The sequence below is a fragment of the Bdellovibrio sp. GT3 genome (assembly GCF_037996765.1).
In the GTDB taxonomy this organism is placed as follows: Bacteria; Bdellovibrionota; Bdellovibrionia; order Bdellovibrionales; family Bdellovibrionaceae; genus Bdellovibrio.
Window position 1 is genome coordinate 271,396 of the sequence record NZ_JBBNAD010000006.1, and the last position, 19,115, is coordinate 290,510.

General features: G+C 46.7%; 16 protein-coding genes. 12 read left to right on the plus strand and 4 right to left on the minus strand.

All coding sequences use genetic code 11. The annotated features are described in order from the left end of the window. Positions 1-2: 2 nt before the first annotated feature. From AAAA73_RS16655 to AAAA73_RS16695, 9 genes are all read left to right on the plus strand, one after another. Positions 3-500, plus strand: coding sequence for an ExbD/TolR family protein (locus AAAA73_RS16655; RefSeq protein WP_340599626.1), 498 nt, complete (start codon positions 3-5; stop codon positions 498-500). Positions 501-504: 4 nt separating this feature from the next. After that, a complete protein-coding gene (locus AAAA73_RS16660; RefSeq protein ID WP_340599627.1) occupies positions 505-4,221 on the plus strand; it encodes a tetratricopeptide repeat protein in 3,717 nt (1,238 codons plus the stop codon). A 14-nt stretch (positions 4,222-4,235) separates the two neighbouring features. After that, the gene (locus AAAA73_RS16665) at positions 4,236-4,484 is read left to right on the plus strand and encodes a hypothetical protein (protein ID WP_340599628.1); all 249 of its coding nucleotides are present in this window, start codon (positions 4,236-4,238) and stop codon (positions 4,482-4,484) included. 26 nt (positions 4,485-4,510) lie between these two features. Continuing rightward, on the plus strand, positions 4,511-5,962 hold the full coding sequence (locus AAAA73_RS16670; RefSeq protein ID WP_340599629.1) for an AgmX/PglI C-terminal domain-containing protein: 1,452 nt from the start codon (positions 4,511-4,513) through the stop codon (positions 5,960-5,962). Positions 5,963-5,976: 14 nt separating this feature from the next. After that, positions 5,977-6,744: an outer membrane beta-barrel domain-containing protein gene (locus tag AAAA73_RS16675; RefSeq protein WP_340599630.1), complete on the plus strand. Its 768-nt coding sequence runs from the start codon at positions 5,977-5,979 to the stop codon at positions 6,742-6,744. Positions 6,745-6,780: 36 nt separating this feature from the next. Next, the gene (locus AAAA73_RS16680) at positions 6,781-8,880 is read left to right on the plus strand and encodes a tetratricopeptide repeat protein (RefSeq protein WP_340599631.1); all 2,100 of its coding nucleotides are present in this window, start codon (positions 6,781-6,783) and stop codon (positions 8,878-8,880) included. Positions 8,881-8,909: 29 nt separating this feature from the next. Beyond that, positions 8,910-9,557, plus strand: a complete 648-nt coding sequence (locus AAAA73_RS16685) for a hypothetical protein (protein WP_340599632.1) — start codon at positions 8,910-8,912, stop codon at positions 9,555-9,557. Between the two features lie 177 nt (positions 9,558-9,734). Next, on the plus strand, positions 9,735-11,393 hold the full coding sequence (locus AAAA73_RS16690; RefSeq protein WP_340599633.1) for a HAMP domain-containing methyl-accepting chemotaxis protein: 1,659 nt from the start codon (positions 9,735-9,737) through the stop codon (positions 11,391-11,393). Between the two features lie 14 nt (positions 11,394-11,407). After that, positions 11,408-12,880, plus strand: coding sequence for a HAMP domain-containing methyl-accepting chemotaxis protein (locus AAAA73_RS16695; protein ID WP_340599634.1), 1,473 nt, complete (start codon positions 11,408-11,410; stop codon positions 12,878-12,880). Positions 12,881-12,884: 4 nt separating this feature from the next. Here AAAA73_RS16695 and murJ read toward each other — a convergent pair whose 3' ends face one another. Next, the gene (gene murJ, locus AAAA73_RS16700; RefSeq protein WP_340599635.1) at positions 12,885-14,471 is read right to left on the minus strand and encodes a murein biosynthesis integral membrane protein MurJ; all 1,587 of its coding nucleotides are present in this window, start codon (positions 14,469-14,471) and stop codon (positions 12,885-12,887) included. Between the two features lie 50 nt (positions 14,472-14,521). Between murJ and rpsT the strand changes: the two genes are divergently transcribed. After that, positions 14,522-14,782, plus strand: coding sequence for a 30S ribosomal protein S20 (gene rpsT, locus AAAA73_RS16705; RefSeq protein ID WP_340599636.1), 261 nt, complete (start codon positions 14,522-14,524; stop codon positions 14,780-14,782). A gap of 63 nt (positions 14,783-14,845) precedes the next feature. Here rpsT and AAAA73_RS16710 read toward each other — a convergent pair whose 3' ends face one another. The 3 genes from AAAA73_RS16710 to AAAA73_RS16720 all read right to left on the minus strand — a co-directional run bounded on the left by AAAA73_RS16710 (position 14,846) and on the right by AAAA73_RS16720 (position 16,912). Further along, positions 14,846-15,232 (minus strand): PilZ domain-containing protein, encoded by a 387-nt coding sequence (locus AAAA73_RS16710; protein ID WP_340599637.1) that lies wholly within the window; start codon positions 15,230-15,232, stop codon positions 14,846-14,848. A gap of 78 nt (positions 15,233-15,310) precedes the next feature. After that, entirely contained in the window at positions 15,311-16,312 is a 1,002-nt protein-coding gene (holA, locus tag AAAA73_RS16715; RefSeq protein WP_340599638.1) for a DNA polymerase III subunit delta, read from the minus strand. A 9-nt stretch (positions 16,313-16,321) separates the two neighbouring features. After that, the gene (locus AAAA73_RS16720) at positions 16,322-16,912 is read right to left on the minus strand and encodes an LptE family protein (RefSeq protein WP_340599639.1); all 591 of its coding nucleotides are present in this window, start codon (positions 16,910-16,912) and stop codon (positions 16,322-16,324) included. A gap of 44 nt (positions 16,913-16,956) precedes the next feature. Here AAAA73_RS16720 and AAAA73_RS16725 point away from each other — a divergent pair, with 44 nt between their 5' ends. Continuing rightward, the gene (locus AAAA73_RS16725) at positions 16,957-18,123 is read left to right on the plus strand and encodes a pyridoxal-phosphate-dependent aminotransferase family protein (RefSeq protein ID WP_340599640.1); all 1,167 of its coding nucleotides are present in this window, start codon (positions 16,957-16,959) and stop codon (positions 18,121-18,123) included. Then, entirely contained in the window at positions 18,120-19,103 is a 984-nt protein-coding gene (locus AAAA73_RS16730) for a D-2-hydroxyacid dehydrogenase (protein ID WP_340599641.1), read from the plus strand. The genes AAAA73_RS16725 and AAAA73_RS16730 overlap by 4 nt, the downstream gene beginning before the upstream one ends. Positions 19,104-19,115: the final 12 nt, after the last annotated feature.

The following is a 19,115-nucleotide window of genomic DNA, read 5'->3' on the forward strand; positions in this document are numbered from 1 at the left end:
TCATGGCACGCCGTCGTGGATTTGAGCTTAAAAAACAAAGTTCAACGTTTACACTGAACATCACCTCGATGACGGATATGTTTACCATCCTCTTGGTGTTCCTATTACAAAGTTATTCGACTTCAACTGTAGAGATCACTCCGGAAAACGGGTTGCGCCTGCCGACTTCGGCAACAACGGCAAATCCCGTGGAAGCGGTGAAAATCTCTCTCTCCAAGGATTCGTTGAAAATCGACAAGGACAAGATCGCTGATGTGAAGGACACAGAATTCCTTCCGCAGGACCTTGAGGCCACAGATTCGAACTTTATTAAGCCATTGTTCGCAAAACTGGACCATCTTGCGAAAAATTCAACCGAAAAGGAGAAGTGGGTGAAAGAAGGCAAAATTCTTTTGCAGGCAGATCGTGACCTACCTTATGCGACTCTTCGCAAAGTTATGTACACTGCTTCAATGGCCGGCTTTCCTCAGTTGAAATTGGTGACCATGGTCGGAGAATAACACTATGAAGCTGCGCACATTAACTCTCATAATTGGTATCCATCTATTCTCGTTGTTGTGCTTTGCAGAAAAGAATGAAAAAGGACTTATCCCTGAAGTTCGCCTGACGAACGATGAGGGAGAAAACGAAAAGAAAGCTTTGCGATCCGAGCTGATGATCACTCGCTCTGAAAACAAAGCCATCGAGTCCCTTCAGGGTGTGATCAAAAGAAATAAAGGATCTTCCAACGAGGCGGAACTTTGGAACCGCCTTGCTGAGCTTTACATGCGTCGTTCAAAATCAGGTCGTTTCTTCGACCTGAATCGCGACAACCCGATGATGAAGCTCTCCCCTTTCCCGATTCCCAATGAAAAAGGCACTGAATCCGTTAAACGCGCGATGAAGATCTATTCCAAAATCGAAGTGGACTTCCCGAAGTTCCGCGATATGGATGCAGTACTTTTCAATAACGCCTTCGCTCACCAACAGGTGGGTCAAATGAAGGGCTCCAATGAACTCTATCAGCGTCTATTGACGAAATTCCCAAAATCACCATTGGTACCGGATGGTACTTTGGCTTTGGGTGAATTGCTTTACGACCAGGGCAAATTTGCTGCGGCTTTGGAGCAGTTCGAAAAACTTGAAAAATTCCCAAACAGCCGTGTTTATTCCTACGGTATGTATAAGGCCGCATGGTCCTGCTACAATATGCGCGACAGTGAGTGCGGTATCAAAAAACTGGTACAGGTTGTAAAAAACAATCCTGCGCTTAAAGATGGTGAAGTCCCAACCAACCGTCACAATCTTCGCAAAGAGGCTTTGCGTGATTTGACTATTTTCATTGGTGACTCCTACCCTGCAAATAAACTTTATTCTTTCTTTGAAGGCATCACAAACCAGGATGAACTTGGCGAATCAATGATGAATCTTGCCAAGCTTTACGACTCTCACAGCCGTCAAAAGGAAATGAACATCTTCCTGGATGAGTACATTGAGCAACATCCAAACGGTCCGGACGTAGTTAAATCCCATTTGCTACTGGTTGAAGCCAACGAAACGTTGAAAAAACGTGACCTGGTTCTTAAGCACATGCAAATCGCCTCTGACCACTGTCGCAATGGTTCCGACTGGAAGTCTTCTCAAAAGAAAGACACCATCATCACTTCGTGCGAAGAGTCTTTCCGTCGTACCAGCCTGGATATGACCAAAAAATGGTGGGATATCTGGCTTAAAAACAAACAAAACACTGAGTTCTCCAACCTGACTCAACAACTTTTCAAATTGATGCTGGATAACGAAGATCCTGCAAAACCGGATTTGAAAACACGCTTTGCCTATGCGGAACTTCTGTTCCAAATTGGCAATTACGATCAGGCATCAGCACAATATAAAATGGTGGGTGACAAAACCACTGATGCAACAATGAAACATGACGCCAACTATGCGGCCCTTTTCTCGATTGAGAAATCCATCGAGAAAAAATCAGACTCTGAAAAAGAGGCGCAACGTAAGGAGTTGGCTGCCAACTATCTGGCAAAACACCCTACTGGGAAATATGCCACAGCAGTTAAATTCAAAATGGGTCATATCGCCTATCAGGAAAACAACTATCCTGAAGCGGAAAAATGGCTGAAACCTTTGACCACGGTCAAAGGAAATGAAAATGCAGATATCCGTCGCAAATCAGAAGATCTGGTTTTGGATATGCTGAACATTAAGAAAGACTATGTGGGTATCAAAGAGTTCTCGAAGCTTATCATGGCTTCAACGACCGATGCCACACGCAAGAAAAGCATGAACAAGATCCAGGAAGAAGCTCACTTCACTGAAATTCAGGAGTTTGCAAAAACTGGAGACAAGGATCAAGCTGCACAAAAGCTGATGGCTTACGCCAAGGAGCATGACGGTTCCAAACTTGCTCAGGATGCTTCATGGCAGGCGATCGGGATTCTGTATACTGAAGGAAAGGTTTTTGACGCCGCAGAGATGTCTGTGAAATACGCGCAAAAACATCCTGATGACAAAAAGAATCTGGATGCCTTGAAAGATGCAGCAAAATCTTACACTGACGTCGGCCAGACAGCGAAAGCTGCAGAAACCCTGGTTAAGGTCGCTGACATGGACAAAAAAGCCCGTAACCAATACTTGGAAACAGCGGCTGACATCTATGTCATGGAAAAACGTGTGAAAGATGCACGTTCTGCTTACATGGGTATTTTATCTGCAGCCGACAGCAAAACAACAGAACGCATCTATGGCAAACTTTTGGATTCCTATAAGAATGACAAAGGCTCTGCTGAGTATGAGAAACTGCAAAATCAAATCTCTGCGAAAGGTATCGAACCTTATACGACAGAGGCCATGATTGAACGCGCTCAAAAACTTCTGGATTCCGGAAAGTTGACTGCAGCCTTTGACCTTTCCATGAAAGCCAATGGCCGCTCGGTGCCTGCAGAGACACGCGCTGCTGCCCGCCTGATTCAAGCGGCAGTTCTTGAAAAAGAATTTATTTCTCAAAGCGTAAAAGCCCGCGAGGAAAAATTCGCAACTGTCCTTGCGATCAAGACAGAAAAGCTGGACAAAGCCCAAACCGCCTATGTGGGTGCTTTGAAAATGTCCAAGGATCCATATCAACAATTGGAAGCCTTGCGCGGTATTGACCGTGTGTATGGCAACTACATCGATTCATTGACGTCGATGCCACTGCCCGCTTCTTTGAGCCCTGATGATCAAAAACAACTTCGTGGTGAATTGGCTAAACTGACAAACCCAATTCAGGAAAAGAAGAACGACAATGATGCCAAATTGAAAGTTTTGGCATCCACTGTTGGTCAAACGGCGACGGCGGTAAGAGCTTATTCAAGCATTGGTGTGGATAGAACAATCACACCGATTGCCCAGTTCCCTGCTGCCGACAAATGGGGTGTATTCATTCCGCAATCAGCTGATATGACAATTGGTAAAGTGTCTCGTTATGAGATTCGCCCAGGCAAAACCTGCAACAAGGCCGCTGTTATGGCCGGTCAGATTGAAAAGCTGAACGCTTTTGAAACTGCAGCAAACTGCTACGGAGCGAAACAATACGATATCGTCGAGAAGCTGGGCCTTGAGCTTGCCAAAGGCAAAGAGACACGCGCAGTGGGCTTGTTCCTTGCGAGTGTTGGCTCTGAAGCAAAAGGTTATGGCGATAAGGCAATGTGGCTAATTGATGCATCATTGAAGCTTCAACCTGAGTCATCTCCTTACGTGTATCAAAAAGGTCGCCTCACTTATCACGACTATGGAATTAAGGCCGCCATGCCCTACTTCGATAAGGCGATGAATATGCAAATTCCTTCGACAGAAATCGAAACTTTCGCTGGAGTGAAAGCATTCTCAGAGGGAGATTTCAGTCGCGCAGTGGATAAATTCTCTGCACTGAATAAAGATCAGTTGTATACTTTAAATGTGGGAACGCTTTTGAGTGAATCATATGCTCAAAAGGGTCAGGTCGATAAAGCCTTGGCAATGATCAAAGATTTGATCACTGCCAGCAAAAAAGACTCGGTCGACTATCTTCTGGAACAAGCTCATATCCTTGAGACTTTCAAAGGAAGCCCCACGCTAGCGTTGGATTCCTACGAAAAGGCATTCAAAGCCAGCAGCGCGCAAGCAGATTTGCGTGAATGGTTAAGCAAAAAAATTCAGTTTATTAAAAATCAAAACAAAGTCGGTCAGCACGTAATCTCGGGAGACTTGTAGTATGGAGGGTACAAGTGAAAGCTTTCATCCAATTGATGACTGTTTTTCTTCTCTTGGGGTCAGCGACTGCCTTTGCCAAGCAAAAGACAGTCCGTAAAGTCCAAGAAGTCAATTTCGGTGATATGAACCTCAAGGGTACAATTCGTAACCCTGACGGCGCTTATCTTGTGCAAAAGCGAGGCATCAAGTTCATGCCTCTGTACGATGTACAAAAAGATATGGATGGCCGCATCAGGGAATCAGCATTGTACTTGAACAACTAAGTTTAGTTTTTATTTGAGGGGTTTATATGGTCACGTTGATTGTACGTCAGTCTCTTAAGAATGGGACTGCAAAAACTTGGAAATTGAGACCAACAAGCGAAACGCAAACGTTTGGCTCTTCCCGCCTTGCGGATGTGATTTCAATTTCACCAAACACAAAAGGTATTCAAGGCCTGTTTGAATATCGTGATGGTCAATGGTTCTATGTTGACATGGATATGGCTACCTCCAGCGGATTGAAACAATCCCCAGCCATCGCCTTGAACAAAGAATCCACTGTGAACTTGAGCGATTGCACATTGAGCTTTGAGCCAGTAAAAAAAGAAACCAATCTGTATTCCCGCCTGGAAAAATCCGGCAGCGACGAATCCACAGGTAAGAAGTTTCAACTTTTCCTGGTTAAACAAAACGGCCGCGTCGTACAGACTAAAATCCAGCCTTTGAACAAGGCTTTCAAACCAGACTTTACCAACACTAAAGTGGCTTGCGTTCCTTCACCGGAATGGCACCGTCAAAACGTGGGTGATGTCGAGGTTTCCCAAAGAACTCTTTCCATGGAAGATGCTGCTGCTATGGGACGCTTTAATACAGCGAACCTGGTGGATGAGGACTCCAAAAAAGGCGTGGTTCTGATGCTCGGTGCTGCGGCCCTGTTTGTAACAGCCGCACTATTTGGACCAAAGGGCGGTGAAACCATGGCCCAGGTCGAGCCACCGAAAATCGCGCAAAAAATCATAGTAAAAACTGAACTTAAACCAAAGCGTAAAAGAGCCGAAGCTCCTAAACAGCAGCAGATGGCAGCCGCACCAGCAGCCGCGCCTAAACAACAGGCCGCAGCTTCCGGTGGTGGTGGCAAGCTTGCCAATATGATGAAATCGATCTCTGACGGTCGTATTTCAAAATTGATTGGTAAAGTTTCCGCGCAAGGTGCGAAAAGTGCCAACGTGATGTTCGCTCAAGGTGTTAAAGCCGGTTCCGGTCCTTCCGGTCGTGGTTTGGCAGCTGTGGGCAATATCGAACGCTCCGGTCGTGACTGGGGTGCTGCAGGTAACGGTGCAGGAGTGATGATTTCCACTAATGGCAAAGGCGGCGGTAAAAGCGCTTCCGGCATGGGTGGTCTTGCTCAAGGTGGCACTGGTAATGCCGGTGTTGGTTTGATCGAAGAGGAATCTGAAATTACTGGTGGTTTGGACCGTGAGGTTATCGCCCAGTATATCAAATCCAAATTGGGTCAGATCCTTTACTGTTACGAACGTCAACTGAGTGCGAATCCGGATTTGTTCGGTAAAGTCGCTGTGAAATTCACGATCGGTGGTACTGGTCAGGTTGAACAGCAGCTTATTGGCGACACAACTCTGAAGAATTCAACAGTTGAAGGCTGTATTTTGAATCGTGTAGCCGCATGGAAGTTCCCTGCCCCACAAGGCGGAACGCGCGTGCTAGTTACATATCCATTTTTGTTTAAAAGTACCAACTAGGACGGGAGATCGAAATGTTTAAGAAAACACTACTAATATTCTTCGTGATGACAGCTCAGGCTTTTGCACAAACGGCGACAACTCCGACGGCAACACCTGCAGCTAAAACGCCAGTGGATTCGCGTGGCAGTGATAAACTTGATATTAAAAAACTGGAAAACAAGTACTGGGCCGCTAAGGATGAAGACTTTGGCGTGGTTCAGAACCGTCGTTACGTAAAAGCAGAGCGCTTTTATCTGACAGCTCGCGGTGGTATTCCATTCAATGATGCCTTCAGTGATGGAACAGTATTAGGAGCTGACTTCGGTTACTTCTTCAATGAACGCTGGGGTGTGGAGCTTTCCTACAATAAAGCTGATTTGAAGGACAATGATTCAACTCAACAGTTTATCTCTCGTTACGCAACTGTTCCTGATCACAACGTGCTTGATTCATCTTACTTTGCATCCGTGATCTGGGTTCCGTTCTACGCGAAAATGTCAGCTTTGGATAAAGCTATCATTTACTTCGACATGGGTTTCTCTGTGGGTTTGGGTAATGTGAACTATAACATTATCAAAGAAGAAGGTAATGAATTGAAATCCGCTATCGGTTATAAACTGGGCGTGTTCCAACAGATCTTCTTTTCTGAGCACTTTGCCTTGCGCGCTGACTTGATCAACACGTGGGCCAACGAAACACAGATGACTTATGATTCCACTCCAAGTTACAGCCCACGTAATATGGGCGATAAAATGGTGAACGATACCTCACTGATGCTAGGTATCACTTATTGGCATTAATTTTACGTTATTGTCTCCAAGGCCGGGGGGTCTTTTATGAATAAGCCAATGAAAGCAATGTTAGTGCTGCCTTTACTGTGCAGCACAGCCTTTGCCCAGGAATTGCCGAAAGCACTGAATGTAAAAACCCAGGGGGCTCCTGCAGCTGCAAATCTGCGGGTGAAATCCTCGATGGTTCCGACTTTTGAAATCTATCAAAAGAAAACGGTTAAAGGCAAAACTGAAGTCTTTAAAGTCAAAGCGATTCCGGAGCTGAATATTGGTTCCGAGCGCACGGTTGAGGCAACTCCACTGAGCCCGCTGCGTCTGCCCGCTTCTCAACAATTGGTTGTAAAACCAGTTAAGAAAGCGCCGATGATCAATCCAATGACTGTTAAGATTCCTCCCTACACTGCTGTGGTAGGTGCACCCAAAGTTGTAACGTCACCGGAAGCTTTCACTAAAATTCCTGACGTGAAAATGCTGGGCTCCATTAAGGATCCGTCCGTGGAAGAACCACAAACGAATCTTATGAAGATGGATGATATGAAGCCGAACGATTACAAATTGCTTCAGGCTTTGATCTTCCTGGAAATCCAGCAAAAATACGAAATGGCCATGGGTCTTTTCTCGGAGTTGATGGAAGATAAAGAGCACCGTTTGGAAGCTCTTTACAACTATGCGATGACGGCAAAAGGTTTGGGTCTGAATACAGAATTCAGAACTTACATGATCAAGGTATCCCAGGAGACCAAAAACAAAGAATGGCAGGAAAGAGCAACGAAAGCTCTGGTTGAGGGCATCACTTCCCTTGAACAATCTGACATCTCTTTGATTGATCCATTGGTAACGAAATACGAAATGGATGTGACGAAGAATTCAGACTACCAGATCACTCGTGCGAAGTACTATTCTTCCATCGGTAACCTGGGCATGATGGAAGACGCATTGATGCACATCGATGAAAAGTCCCCAAAATATCCGGAAGCATTGTTGCTTTCCGGCCTGTTCAACTATCGTCAAAATAAAGTGGATGAAGCCACTGTGAACCTTGAAGCATTGCTTAAGGCCACTGATGGCGACAAGAAATCCCAAATCAGAAACGTGGGCGCGATCACTATGGCCCGCATTCAGTTCCAAAAAAGCATGTACAAAGAGGCGTTTCAGTCTTACTTAAAAGTGGACCGCTCCTCCCCTCTTTGGTTGCAAGCGATGACCGAGAGTGCCTGGACTCAGATTCTTTCTGAGGACTATGAAGGTGCTGCCGGCAATATGTTCTCCTTGCACACGGACTTCTTTAAGAACGCTTTCAACCCGGAATCCTTCGTGGTTCGTACGGTGGGCTATCTGAACCTGTGCCAATACGGTGACGGTGTTCAGGTTCTGGAAGAGATGCGTGGCAAATACGGTCCTTGGAAAGGCAAACTTGAGGCTTATAACAAAGCCCATAAGAAGTCCACGGACTACTATGAAACTGTGAAAAACTGGGCAAAGAACTCTGACCTGAAAGAAGTCGATGGCTTGCCACGTGCTTTCATCGTGGAACTTGCGCGCCACCCTGGTTTCATGAGCATCCAAAAGCAAATCAATAACTACGAGGACGAAATCACGAAGTTCAACAAGATCTCTTTCACATTGATCAAAATGGAAAAAGAGTTCCTGACGAAAAAAGCAGAAGCCAGCAAAGACGTGGCCACTGCTAAATCAAAAGGTCGTGACACATCAAGTGCTGAGAAAAAACTTTTGAGTTACCAGATTCAATACCATATCGCGAACAAAGCGCGCACATCGATCAAGAATCTGCGCACTCAGGGTATCGCCCGTATTGACAAGGAAAAGGACGGTCTGCGCTCTGACGCCGGCAAGTCTTTGCAAGGGAACTTTAAAAACATGGTTACCAACTTAAACCGTGTTCTGGATCAAAACGACGTGCTTCAGTACGAATTGTACTCGGGCGCTGGTGAACACATCCGCTACCAAATGGCTGGCGGTGAAGTAACTGATAAAGAACGTCCAGAGTTAAAAGTGGCTAAAGAGAAAAGCTTGAACTGGAAATTCAAAGGCGAGATCTGGGAAGACGAAGTGGGTCACTACCGTTCATCTTTGAAAAATGTCTGCGCGCAGGATAATAGCGTTGCCGGCATGAATGAGCACTAAGAGAAAATATTAAGGAAAAGGATTTGTATATGAAAAATTATATCAAACTGACAACAATGACTGTGCTTCTGACTTTCTCCACTGCTGCATTCGCACAAAACACAGCGAAAGAGGGCTTGGAGCGCATCAAAACAAATTTGAACAATTCCAAAACGAACCTGACTGAGTACCAAAAAAACCTGAAAACGGTTGAAGGTAACTTGAACGAGGTTGCCAAAGCCAAATCCGCTGTTGAAGGCCAACAAAAAGAAGTGTCGGCTCAAGCAGAGGAAAACACCAAGTCCATTCAGAAAATTGGCAAACAGGAAACTGAGCTTCAAGGTTTGATCAACGACGAGAAAGGCAAAACAGCGGCAGAGAATCAAAAGATTGCTGAGCTGGAGGCGATGATCGCGAAAATCAAGGAAAACCAGAAGAAGCGTGAGTCCAACGTTCAGGACTACCAGCATCAGATGTCACAATTGACAGAAGAGAAAAAAATCTGGAACTCCCGTCGCGACACTTTAAAGGATCAATACGACCAGGTGAACAAAAAAATCCGCGAGCTTGCATCCGAAGAAAAAGAATGGAAAGGCAAACAGCAGGGTTACAAAGGCGAAGTCAATCGCTGGCAAAAAGAAGTGGATCGCCAACAAAAAATCAGCGACTCCTACAACTCTTTGGCTGAAGTTAAGTAGTAGTAAAACAGTCATTTAGTCCTAATAAGAGATCAGGTCCCCCGGCCTGATCTCTTTGTTTTTCCACCCCCGTATTAGAACTGGACTTCAAAAAATCCTGAGCCCACCGAAAAGCTTTTCAGTCAGGCACCTTCCTTCACAGACAAATCAATATAATTTAATAAAAGGACTGCTGAAATGAATCAGAGCTCTCTTTCGTCTTGGTTCCGTGGGATCAAGGGAAAACTACTTTTCGCCGCTTGCCTGCCGCTGGTGGGATTTTCGATCATCTATTTTATTTCCAGCACGAGCATGACCAAGCTCAACGTCTTCTTGGATAGTGCAAATCTAAATATCATTCCGAATCTTGCTGCCGTGGGCGAAATGCGCCAGGCGCGAAACAAGTTCGGTTACCAGGTCTTTGCAGCCATGAGCATGGATACTGCAGAAAAAAGACAAGAACGCATTAAGATCTCCCGTGAAGCGATTGCCGAATTCAAAAAAGGCATGGAGGCGTACAAATCTGCTCCTTCTGATCCTGAATTGGCAACTACTGATAAAAAAGCTTATGACGTCCTGGATGAATATATGAATTTGCTGGAAGAGACTGCAAAACTTGCAGAATCCGGCACCCCTGAAAACAACAAAAAAGCACAGGACCTGTTGGATGGTCGTCTTTGGGAACTGGGCAGCATCATGGGCTCCATGACCGGCGCAGCCATCAAACAATACGAAGAGATCGCCAAAGAAAATACTTCTTCAGCTGACGCCACAATAGCCCAGTCTGAAACCGTCATCATGCTGACGACCGCAGCATCAAGTCTTGCGATTTTCTCGATCCTGCTGTTTATCGCAATCCGCCTTTCCAAATCCGTGGGCAGTGTTGCAAGTCGCCTGTCTGACTCCAGTACACAAGTTGCCTCTGCGGTTGAACAACTTAATGAAGCTGGTAATAGCTTGTCACAATCCTCCACTGAAGCCGCGGCATCATTGGAAGAAACTGTGGCGGCCCTTGAAGAGCTGACTTCCATGGTACAAATGAACTCGGACAATGCAAAACAAGCAGCCAGCCTGTCTGCATCCTCCCGCTCCTCTGCTGAGGCAGGTGAAGCTGACATCAAAAACCTGATCACAGCCATGAATGATATCTCTCAATCCTCCAAAAAGATCGAGGAAATCATCTCTGTGATCGACGATATCGCTTTCCAGACAAACTTGCTGGCATTGAATGCTGCCGTTGAGGCCGCTCGTGCTGGTGAACAAGGTAAAGGCTTCGCAGTGGTTGCGGAAGCGGTTCGTGCCCTGGCGCAAAGAAGTGCCTCTTCTGCCAAGGACATCTCTTCCCTGATCAAAGATTCCGTTTCACAAATTGATCATGGCAGCAAAATTGCTGATCAAAGCGGAACAGTCCTTGCCAATATCGTGAACTCGATCAAGAAAGTTTCTGATCTGAATAACGAGATCGCGGCCGCAAGCTCTGAGCAAACAACAGGTATCCAGCAGATCAGCAAAGCGATGAATCAACTGGATCAATCCTCCCAGTCCAATGCAGCTTCTGCTGAGGAAATTGCAGCCACAAGTGGTGAGATCAACAACCTGGCTACTACGACTCAGACATTGACTGTTGAATTGACTCAAGTGATCTACGGCAGCAACGATGTGGTTCCAATGCAAACAGTAGAAACAGAAAAACCAAAAAAGGCTGCACATAATGCTGCAGCCCCAAAGGTACTGCAATTCAAAAAAGCTCCAATAAAAGCAACTCCTGCCAAAGCTGCCAAAGCCGAAACATCGGAAGACCTTATTCCTTTTGACGACGATGGCGACCGTAAGGTTGGAACTACAAACGGATTTTAATAAAAAGGATTGATATGAAATCTCAAGGATTTTCAGGTTGGTTCCGGGGCATTAAAGGACGTCTACTTTTCGCAGCACTTATTCCCGTCATTGGCTTCTCCATTTTGTTTGGGGTCGCCTACAGCACCATGGCTCGCTACAACGACATGTTGCAAATTTACTCTGACACATTGGTTCCAAATATGGATTTCATCGGAGAGATGCGCCAATCGCGGAATAAGTTTGGCTACCGAATTCTATTGGCCCTGGACAGTCAGGACCCTGAATTGCGCAAAAAAAGCATCAACTATGCAGCTGAAGGCGCTAAAGAGTTTGAAGACCACTATAATGAATATGCTGCAGCACCTTTTTTGCCAGGTGAAGACGCCATTCATAACCAGGCAAAGGAAAAAGTTCCTGAGTTTCTGAAAGTCATGCACACAATCCTGGAAAAGACGAAGTCAGGCACCCCAGAAGACCTTCAAGAGGCACGCACTTTATTAAGTGGCAAATTCAACGAACTTGGCGCTCCGATCACAAAATTCAACCGTGAAGTGTCTGATCTTTACATCAAAGAATCAGAAAGAATGGAAGCCGGCTCTGAACTATTGCAAAAAGACTCCCGAATCATTTTGATTACGACTGCATCAATCGCCATTGTACTTATTTTTGGTATGTTGTGCTTTATCGCGGCCCGTATGTCCGGTGCTGTGTCATCGATCGCGGCCCGTCTGTCCACTTCCAGCTCGAATGTAGCTTCTTCCGTCGAGCAGCTCAGCGAGGCCAGCAACAGTTTGTCCCAGTCTTCAACAGAAGCCGCGGCGTCCTTGGAAGAAACAGTTGCAGCCCTGGAAGAATTGACTTCCATGGTACAAATGAATTCTGATAATGCGAAACAAGCAGCCGGCTTATCAGCGTCTTCCCGTCAAGCGGCTGAAACCGGTGAAAATGACATTAAGCTTTTAATCACGGCGATGACTGAAATTTCCCGGTCTTCCAGAAAAATCGAAGAAATCATTTCGGTTATCGACGACATTGCATTTCAAACGAACTTGTTGGCTCTTAATGCTGCTGTGGAAGCCGCACGTGCTGGCGAACAAGGTAAAGGCTTTGCCGTTGTCGCGGAGGCGGTTCGCGCCTTGGCACAAAGAAGTGCTACTTCGGCTAAGGATATTTCCTCTTTGATCAAAGATTCGGTTTCGCAAATCGAACGCGGTAGCGAAATTGCCGATCAAAGCGGCACGGTGTTATCAAACATCGTAAGTTCCATCAAAAAAGTATCTGATTTAAATAATGAAATCGCTGCTGCAAGTTCCGAACAAACAACCGGCATTCAGCAGATCAGTAAAGCGATGAATCAACTGGATCAGTCGTCACAATCAAATGCCGCATCGTCAGAAGAGATCGCAGCCACAGGGGGCGAAATCAACGGACTGGCACAAACGACTCAAGGCCTGACTGTAGAACTGAACAAACTGGTTTTAGGCATCGACGCCTCGGTCGCTTAAAAAACTATTTCAATTTTTTTAGTTTCATATAATCGAGCAGGAATCTTCCCTGCTCGATTTTTAGTTTCAAAGCCGAAAAGCCGTAAACCACAAGACAAGTAAAGATAGCAAGAGCCAACAAAAACACCTTCGCCCAACTGGAAGTGACCCCGGTCACCCACCCCGCAAAGTAAATCGCTGGCAGCGCCATCAACACACCTGACAGCAAAATCTTAGCAAGCTCCCGCATCATGACCGACCAGCGCGGTGGAATCGCGTAAGTCCCCATCAAGGCAATCACCAAACTCAACTGTAGCAACGAAGCTACCAGGCCCGACATCACCAACCCTTGCAGTCCCAAAACTTCAATCCACAAAGGCGCCATACCGATATGCAAGGTCAGTCCCAGTATAGACGTCATTGCCGGCACCCAGGTATTTTTAGTCGCATAGTATGCCGGAATCAAAACGCGCACGGAAGACACCATCAGCAAACTTCCTGCATAAACTTTTAAGACCCCGGATGTTGCCAGCACATCGGTCACGGTGAAATGCCCGCGATAAAATAGAACCTCGACAATAGGTTCCGCCAGAAAGAACAAACCCACGGCGGCCGGCCACGCTAAAAACAAATTCATTAAGAAATGATCTTGCAGCACGCTTTGAAATTGAGACGTTTCTTTTTTTTGAGCCAGTTCGCTTAGTGTTGGCAGCAAAGCCGCCCCGATACTGACTGCGACCAGCGACAAAGGCAGCTCCAGCAGACGATCCGCCCAATACACGTAGGACAACGCCCCTTCACCCAATCCGCTGGCGAAGTGCAAGTTCACAAGAGTTGCCAACTGTAAAAGACCGGCGCCCAAAAGTCCTGGCACCATGTTCTTGAGTACTCTGCGAACATCGGCACTCCATAAATGCAAAGTGAAGCGCGGTAAAAAGTCTTTTTCCCGTAACACCCACCACAGCAATGCCGCCTGCAGGACTCCCCCAACCAAAACACCCCAGGCAAGACCATCCCCAACCTGGGGAAACCAAGCGGACGGCATGAAGGTAAATACCAGCATCGAGATATTCAGCAAGGCCGGAGCCACCGCAGGCAAACCGAAACTTCCGAGGGCGTTTAAAACCGCCATAAAATAGGCATAGGAACAAACGAAGAACACAAATCCAAACATGATCTGCGCCATACGAACGGTCATGTTCCATTTTTCAATATTCAAAAGATAGCTGTCGTCCAGAAGGAGCTTCAGAAGGGGCTCCATGCTGCCAAGCCCCCACAGTGTAAACACTCCGAGAACGATCAATAACAACGTATAAATGGCATTTAAAAGATTCCGGCCCCGCACCCCGCTTAAATCCTGAGCCTGAGCATCGATAAAAACCGGAATGAAACTCACAGAAAGGGCGCCTTCACCAAAAAGACGCCGGAAAAGATTGGGTAAACGGAAAGCCGCCGACCAAGCATCGGTGACCGCTCGATCAAAGAGCGCCGCCAGGGCCATATCGCGGAATAGGCCTAAAACGCGGCTCGTTAGGGTCCCGCCAGCCATGAAAAAGGCTCTTTTGAAGACCTTTTTGCGTTCTTCTTTTAATCCGCTTGCCTCCACAGACACCCTATGTTAATCCCTTTGGTTCGTTTATAAGATTAAGTGGAGGCTATACCTTGGCAAATCATAAGTCAGCAGCAAAAAGAGCTCGTCAATCTATCCGTAAAACAGCAGTAAACAATGCTCGTAAAAGCACTGTAAAAACAGCTGAAAAAAAACTTGTTAAAGCTATCGAAGCTAAAGACGTTAAAGCTCTTCCTGAGTTGTTGAAGAACTTCACAGCTCAAGTAATGAAAGCTGCTAAAACTGGCGTTATCAAAAAAGAAACGGCTTCTCGTAAAATCAGCCGTCTTGCTACTCGCGCTTCTGCAAAGTAATTCGCGTAGTTAAATGCTAACGAAAAATAGGGTGACCACCGGTCGCCCTATTTTTGTTTGTGCTTACGCTGCCGATGTTTGATTTCTTGCCGAGACAAAGGCACGAATCTGCCTTTTGGTGGCGAAGTTGATATTACTGAAGCTAAGACCATGGGTGACCCTAGAGTCACCCTGTTTTTTTTGAGTGGAGCGAACCACGCCACGCAGGAACACGAAGTCCCCTTGCGGGATCTGGAAGCTGACAACGACCTCGTCGCCGTCACTCAGCAGATAGTCTGAAATGATCGACATACCACCCTCACCGACCTCACCAGAATCCACCACAAAGTAAGTGCCATCACACAGGACACCCACCTTGCGCTTCATCGCACGGCGCGGATACTGACGACGGAAGGGCTGTCCCTTGTCATCCACGGCTGGAATGTTCATCTTCTGAAAATCACTGCTCATAGAGAACTTATCGGATTTTTGACGGTGTTTATGCAGTCTAGAAGGAGCGTCTCAATTCGAGACACAGGAACCTAGCTGCTAGGCTGTGCAGGTTTTAAGAACCATGTTTTCAAGCCAGATATGGCTCGATAGAGGCGATGATTTCAGTGCCTTGTCGGTCTCAGAAAGGACGACCATGGTTTGCTCTAGTTTTTTAGCCGTCCACAGACGCGCTTGTTCGACGTAGTTTTCAAGGAAATACGGAGGCACCTGGGCATAATGCGCAAGCTTGGCTCCGTGAAGCCCCTCTTCCATCCCTTTTTTTACCGCCAGCAAAATACGGATATGGCGAGCCACCAAAGAGATGATCCCGATTTCGTTTTGCCCCTGATCCAAAAGATGAACCAGATATTCCAAAGCTTTCACACGGTCATTCAAACCGACGGCTTTGGTGAAATCAAAAACACTTTCTTCCTTGGAGCGGGAAACGACCTGAGCCACATCAGAAACTTCAATACGACGGGCCCCCTCAACGAACTCCCCGAGTTTTTTTAGCTCGGCTTCGATCTCGGTCAGATGATGCCCCACAAGTTTATGCAACAAGTGAATCGCATCGTTGGAAATTTTCAAACCAAGGGATTCAGCGATGTAATTGATCCAGGAAGGAACCTGATTTTCGTAAGGTTTTTTGAACTCCACGCAATCGGCTTTATCCAGCAACTGACGGATTTGTTTTTTACGCTTATCCACGCGCGAAGCCAGGATCACGAAACAAGTGCTGTCCACCGGCTCCTCAATCAAGGGTTCCAACTGAGCCCATTCCTTATCAGACAATTCCTGAGCTTCTTTAAGGATCACCAATCGACGAGGTGCCATCATCGGCAAGGTTTCAACCGCATCGCGCACTTGAACGATGTCAGCGTCGCTGGCGTAGAACAAACTGTAATTGAAATCAATCGCGCCTTCGGTCAGGACTGCGTATTTGAAACGCTCCACACTTTGATTCAACAAATAAGGCTCTTCCCCGAAAAGGAAGTACATCGGAGAAAGGTTGCCCTTTTCCAAATCCTTATAAAATTTCTGTGAATCAATTAATGCCATCGTTCAATCTTAAAAATTTTCAGTAATACGATCGTGTGCCTCAAGCATTAAATCGTTCGCCATGAGGTCAATGTTTTGCCGTCTAGCGGAGAGATTGTAAAGAGGATCCACCGTGTTTACGCCAGCAAGCGTTACCTGAGGTGCTGCATATGTACGCTCCCCGGCAAAGCTTCCCGCCCACAATTCAGTTCCATCAGCTTGTCTTACGACTTTGACAGTTACTGTCAGAAGAATACGATACTCTGACGCGATGACGGAGCCATCGGGCAAATAAGATGATGTCTCTCCAGAAACACGTTTTGCCCCCGGCAAATATTGAACATCATCAATCTGTCCGATCACAGCGACTTCGGAAAGGGAGTTGTCAACGACACGGGCCACACGAGAGCGCTGAAATTCGTGGATCAAACCATTGGTAAAAGCCACTTCAATGCCCGGCTCTTGCGTTTTATTTTTAAAAACCGGCACGGAAATCTGTTTGTAACCGCCGGGAATTGTACGGCTGGCAACGCCCAATTGGTAAGCACAGCCTGTCACAAACTGCATGCACATAAGAGAGAGAATCAGAATGCCACGAGAGCCTTTAAGTATTGCGTCCACGGACCCAGTTGAGTATAAATTTAGATAGAGATCAAGGAAGAAAAATGACTTCATTCAATGACGAATACAGCTTGCTCGCTCCTGGCCCCGTAAATCTTCATCCTGAGGTGCGTAAAGCCTTGGCTTTGCCGATGATTCATCATCGCACACCTGAATTTGACGTAATTTTGAAACGGGTCCTTGCCGGTATTCGCCAGATTTTTCAAACCAAAGAAGATGTTTACTTATTAAGCTGCACGGGTTCCGGCGGCATGGAAGCCCTGCTGGTGAATGTGATCTCTCCGGGCGACAAGGTATTGGCGATCGTCTCTGGAAAATTCGGTGAACGCTGGGCCGAGATGGCTAAAACTTTTGGCGCCGATGTTTCCGTCATCAATGTTCCCTGGGGCGAAGCGGTTCATCCTGCTGACGTTGCAGAACATTTAAAACGCATGCCTGATACTCGCGCGGTTTTATGCCAGGCCTGTGAAACCAGCACGGCTGTGGCTCATCCAATTAAAGAACTCGCTGATATCATCTCCCACCACCCTGAAACTCTTTTCCTGGTGGATGCCATCACCGCTCTGGGAGCCTATCCCCTGCCGATGGATGAATGGAAGATTGACGGCCTGGTTGCCGGATCACAAAAAGCATTTATGCTGCCGACGGGAATGGCCTTCATTTCCTTCTCCAAAAAAGCACAGGCATGTTTTGACTCTGCGAAATCTCCCCGATTTTATTTTGATGTGCGCAAAGAGAAAAAAGCGAATGCCTCCGGCGAGACTTTCTTTTCCTCCAACGTCACGATTTTGCGGGCCTTGGATGTGGTTTTGAATCTGATCAACAAGCAAGGCCTGGAAAGTCTTTTTCACGACATTCACCGCCGCGCGGAATTCACCCGGATATTTGCGCAGCAATTAGGTTTCACGCTTTATTCGAAAGCCCCGAGTGATTCCGTCACGGCCCTGATCGTGCCGCAGACCATGGATGGACAAAAAATCCGCCTGGAGCTCGAGGAAAAACACAACATCACCATCATGGGCGGACAAGATCAGGCCAAAGGCAAAATCATCCGCGTTGGTCATATGGGTTATATTCAAGACATTGAGCTCCTGAAATTGGTCGACAATCTTGGTCAGGTTCTTAGAAAATTTGATCCGGGCTCTATCAGCCTGGAACAGATCTCAATGGTTGTTGAAGAAGGCAGAAAGTGGCTGGAGAACAATCCATGAAAAAGAAAATCCTGATCACCGACCGCTTTGCCCAGGACAGTTTTTTATACTTACAGCAAAACGAAAACTTTGAAGTGGTTCGCAGCGACAGCCATATCCATCTGCCGCTGGAACACCTGGTCAGTGCGCATGCTCTAATCATCCGCAGCCGGACTGCTATCAACGAAGAGCTTTTACAAAAGGCCCGCCAACTGCAGCTGATCATCACCTGCACCAGTGGCTTTGATCACATTGATCTTGCGGCGACTGAAAAATGGGGTATCACGGTGATGCATACTCCGACTGCGAATATTCAATCGGCAGCGCAACTAACCTGGGGGCTAGTGCTGGCTTGCGTGAATAACATCATGCCGGCTCACAAAATGGTTAAATCCGGCGAATGGAAGCGTGATCAAATCACAGGCATTGAGCTTTCTGGCAGAACCTATGGAATCATCGGACTGGGTCGCATTGGCTCCCGCGTTGCCGAATTTGCTCAAACTTTCGGCATGAATGTCGTTGCCTACGACCCTTATGCGGATGACCATAACTTTGAGCGTCTCAACATCCCCCGTTTGAGCTATGAGGAAGTTTTGAAGTCAGCAGATGTTCTAAGCTTTCACGTGCCAAAAACACTCGAAACTGAGCACATGCTGGATCGTTCACATTTTGAATACATTCACCGTGGAATCATCCTGGTAAATACCTCGCGGGGATCAGTCATCAATGAAAATGACCTCTGCGAGGCTTTAGGAAACGGCTGGCTGCGTTCTGTCGGTTTGGATGTCTTTGAAAAGGAGCCTCTGCCGCGCACCTCCAACCTCCTGCAATATCAAAATGTGATTCTGACTCCTCACATTGGTGCAAACACGGAAGACGCCTTCTTCAAAGCGAGCCAAATCGCCGCCAATAAGCTCATGGCGTTTTTTGTGGACGGCAGCACGTCAGACACACTCCCCCCAAGGGCGCCTTGGTATGGGGCCACACCTTTTGACAAATAGAGAATTTGACAT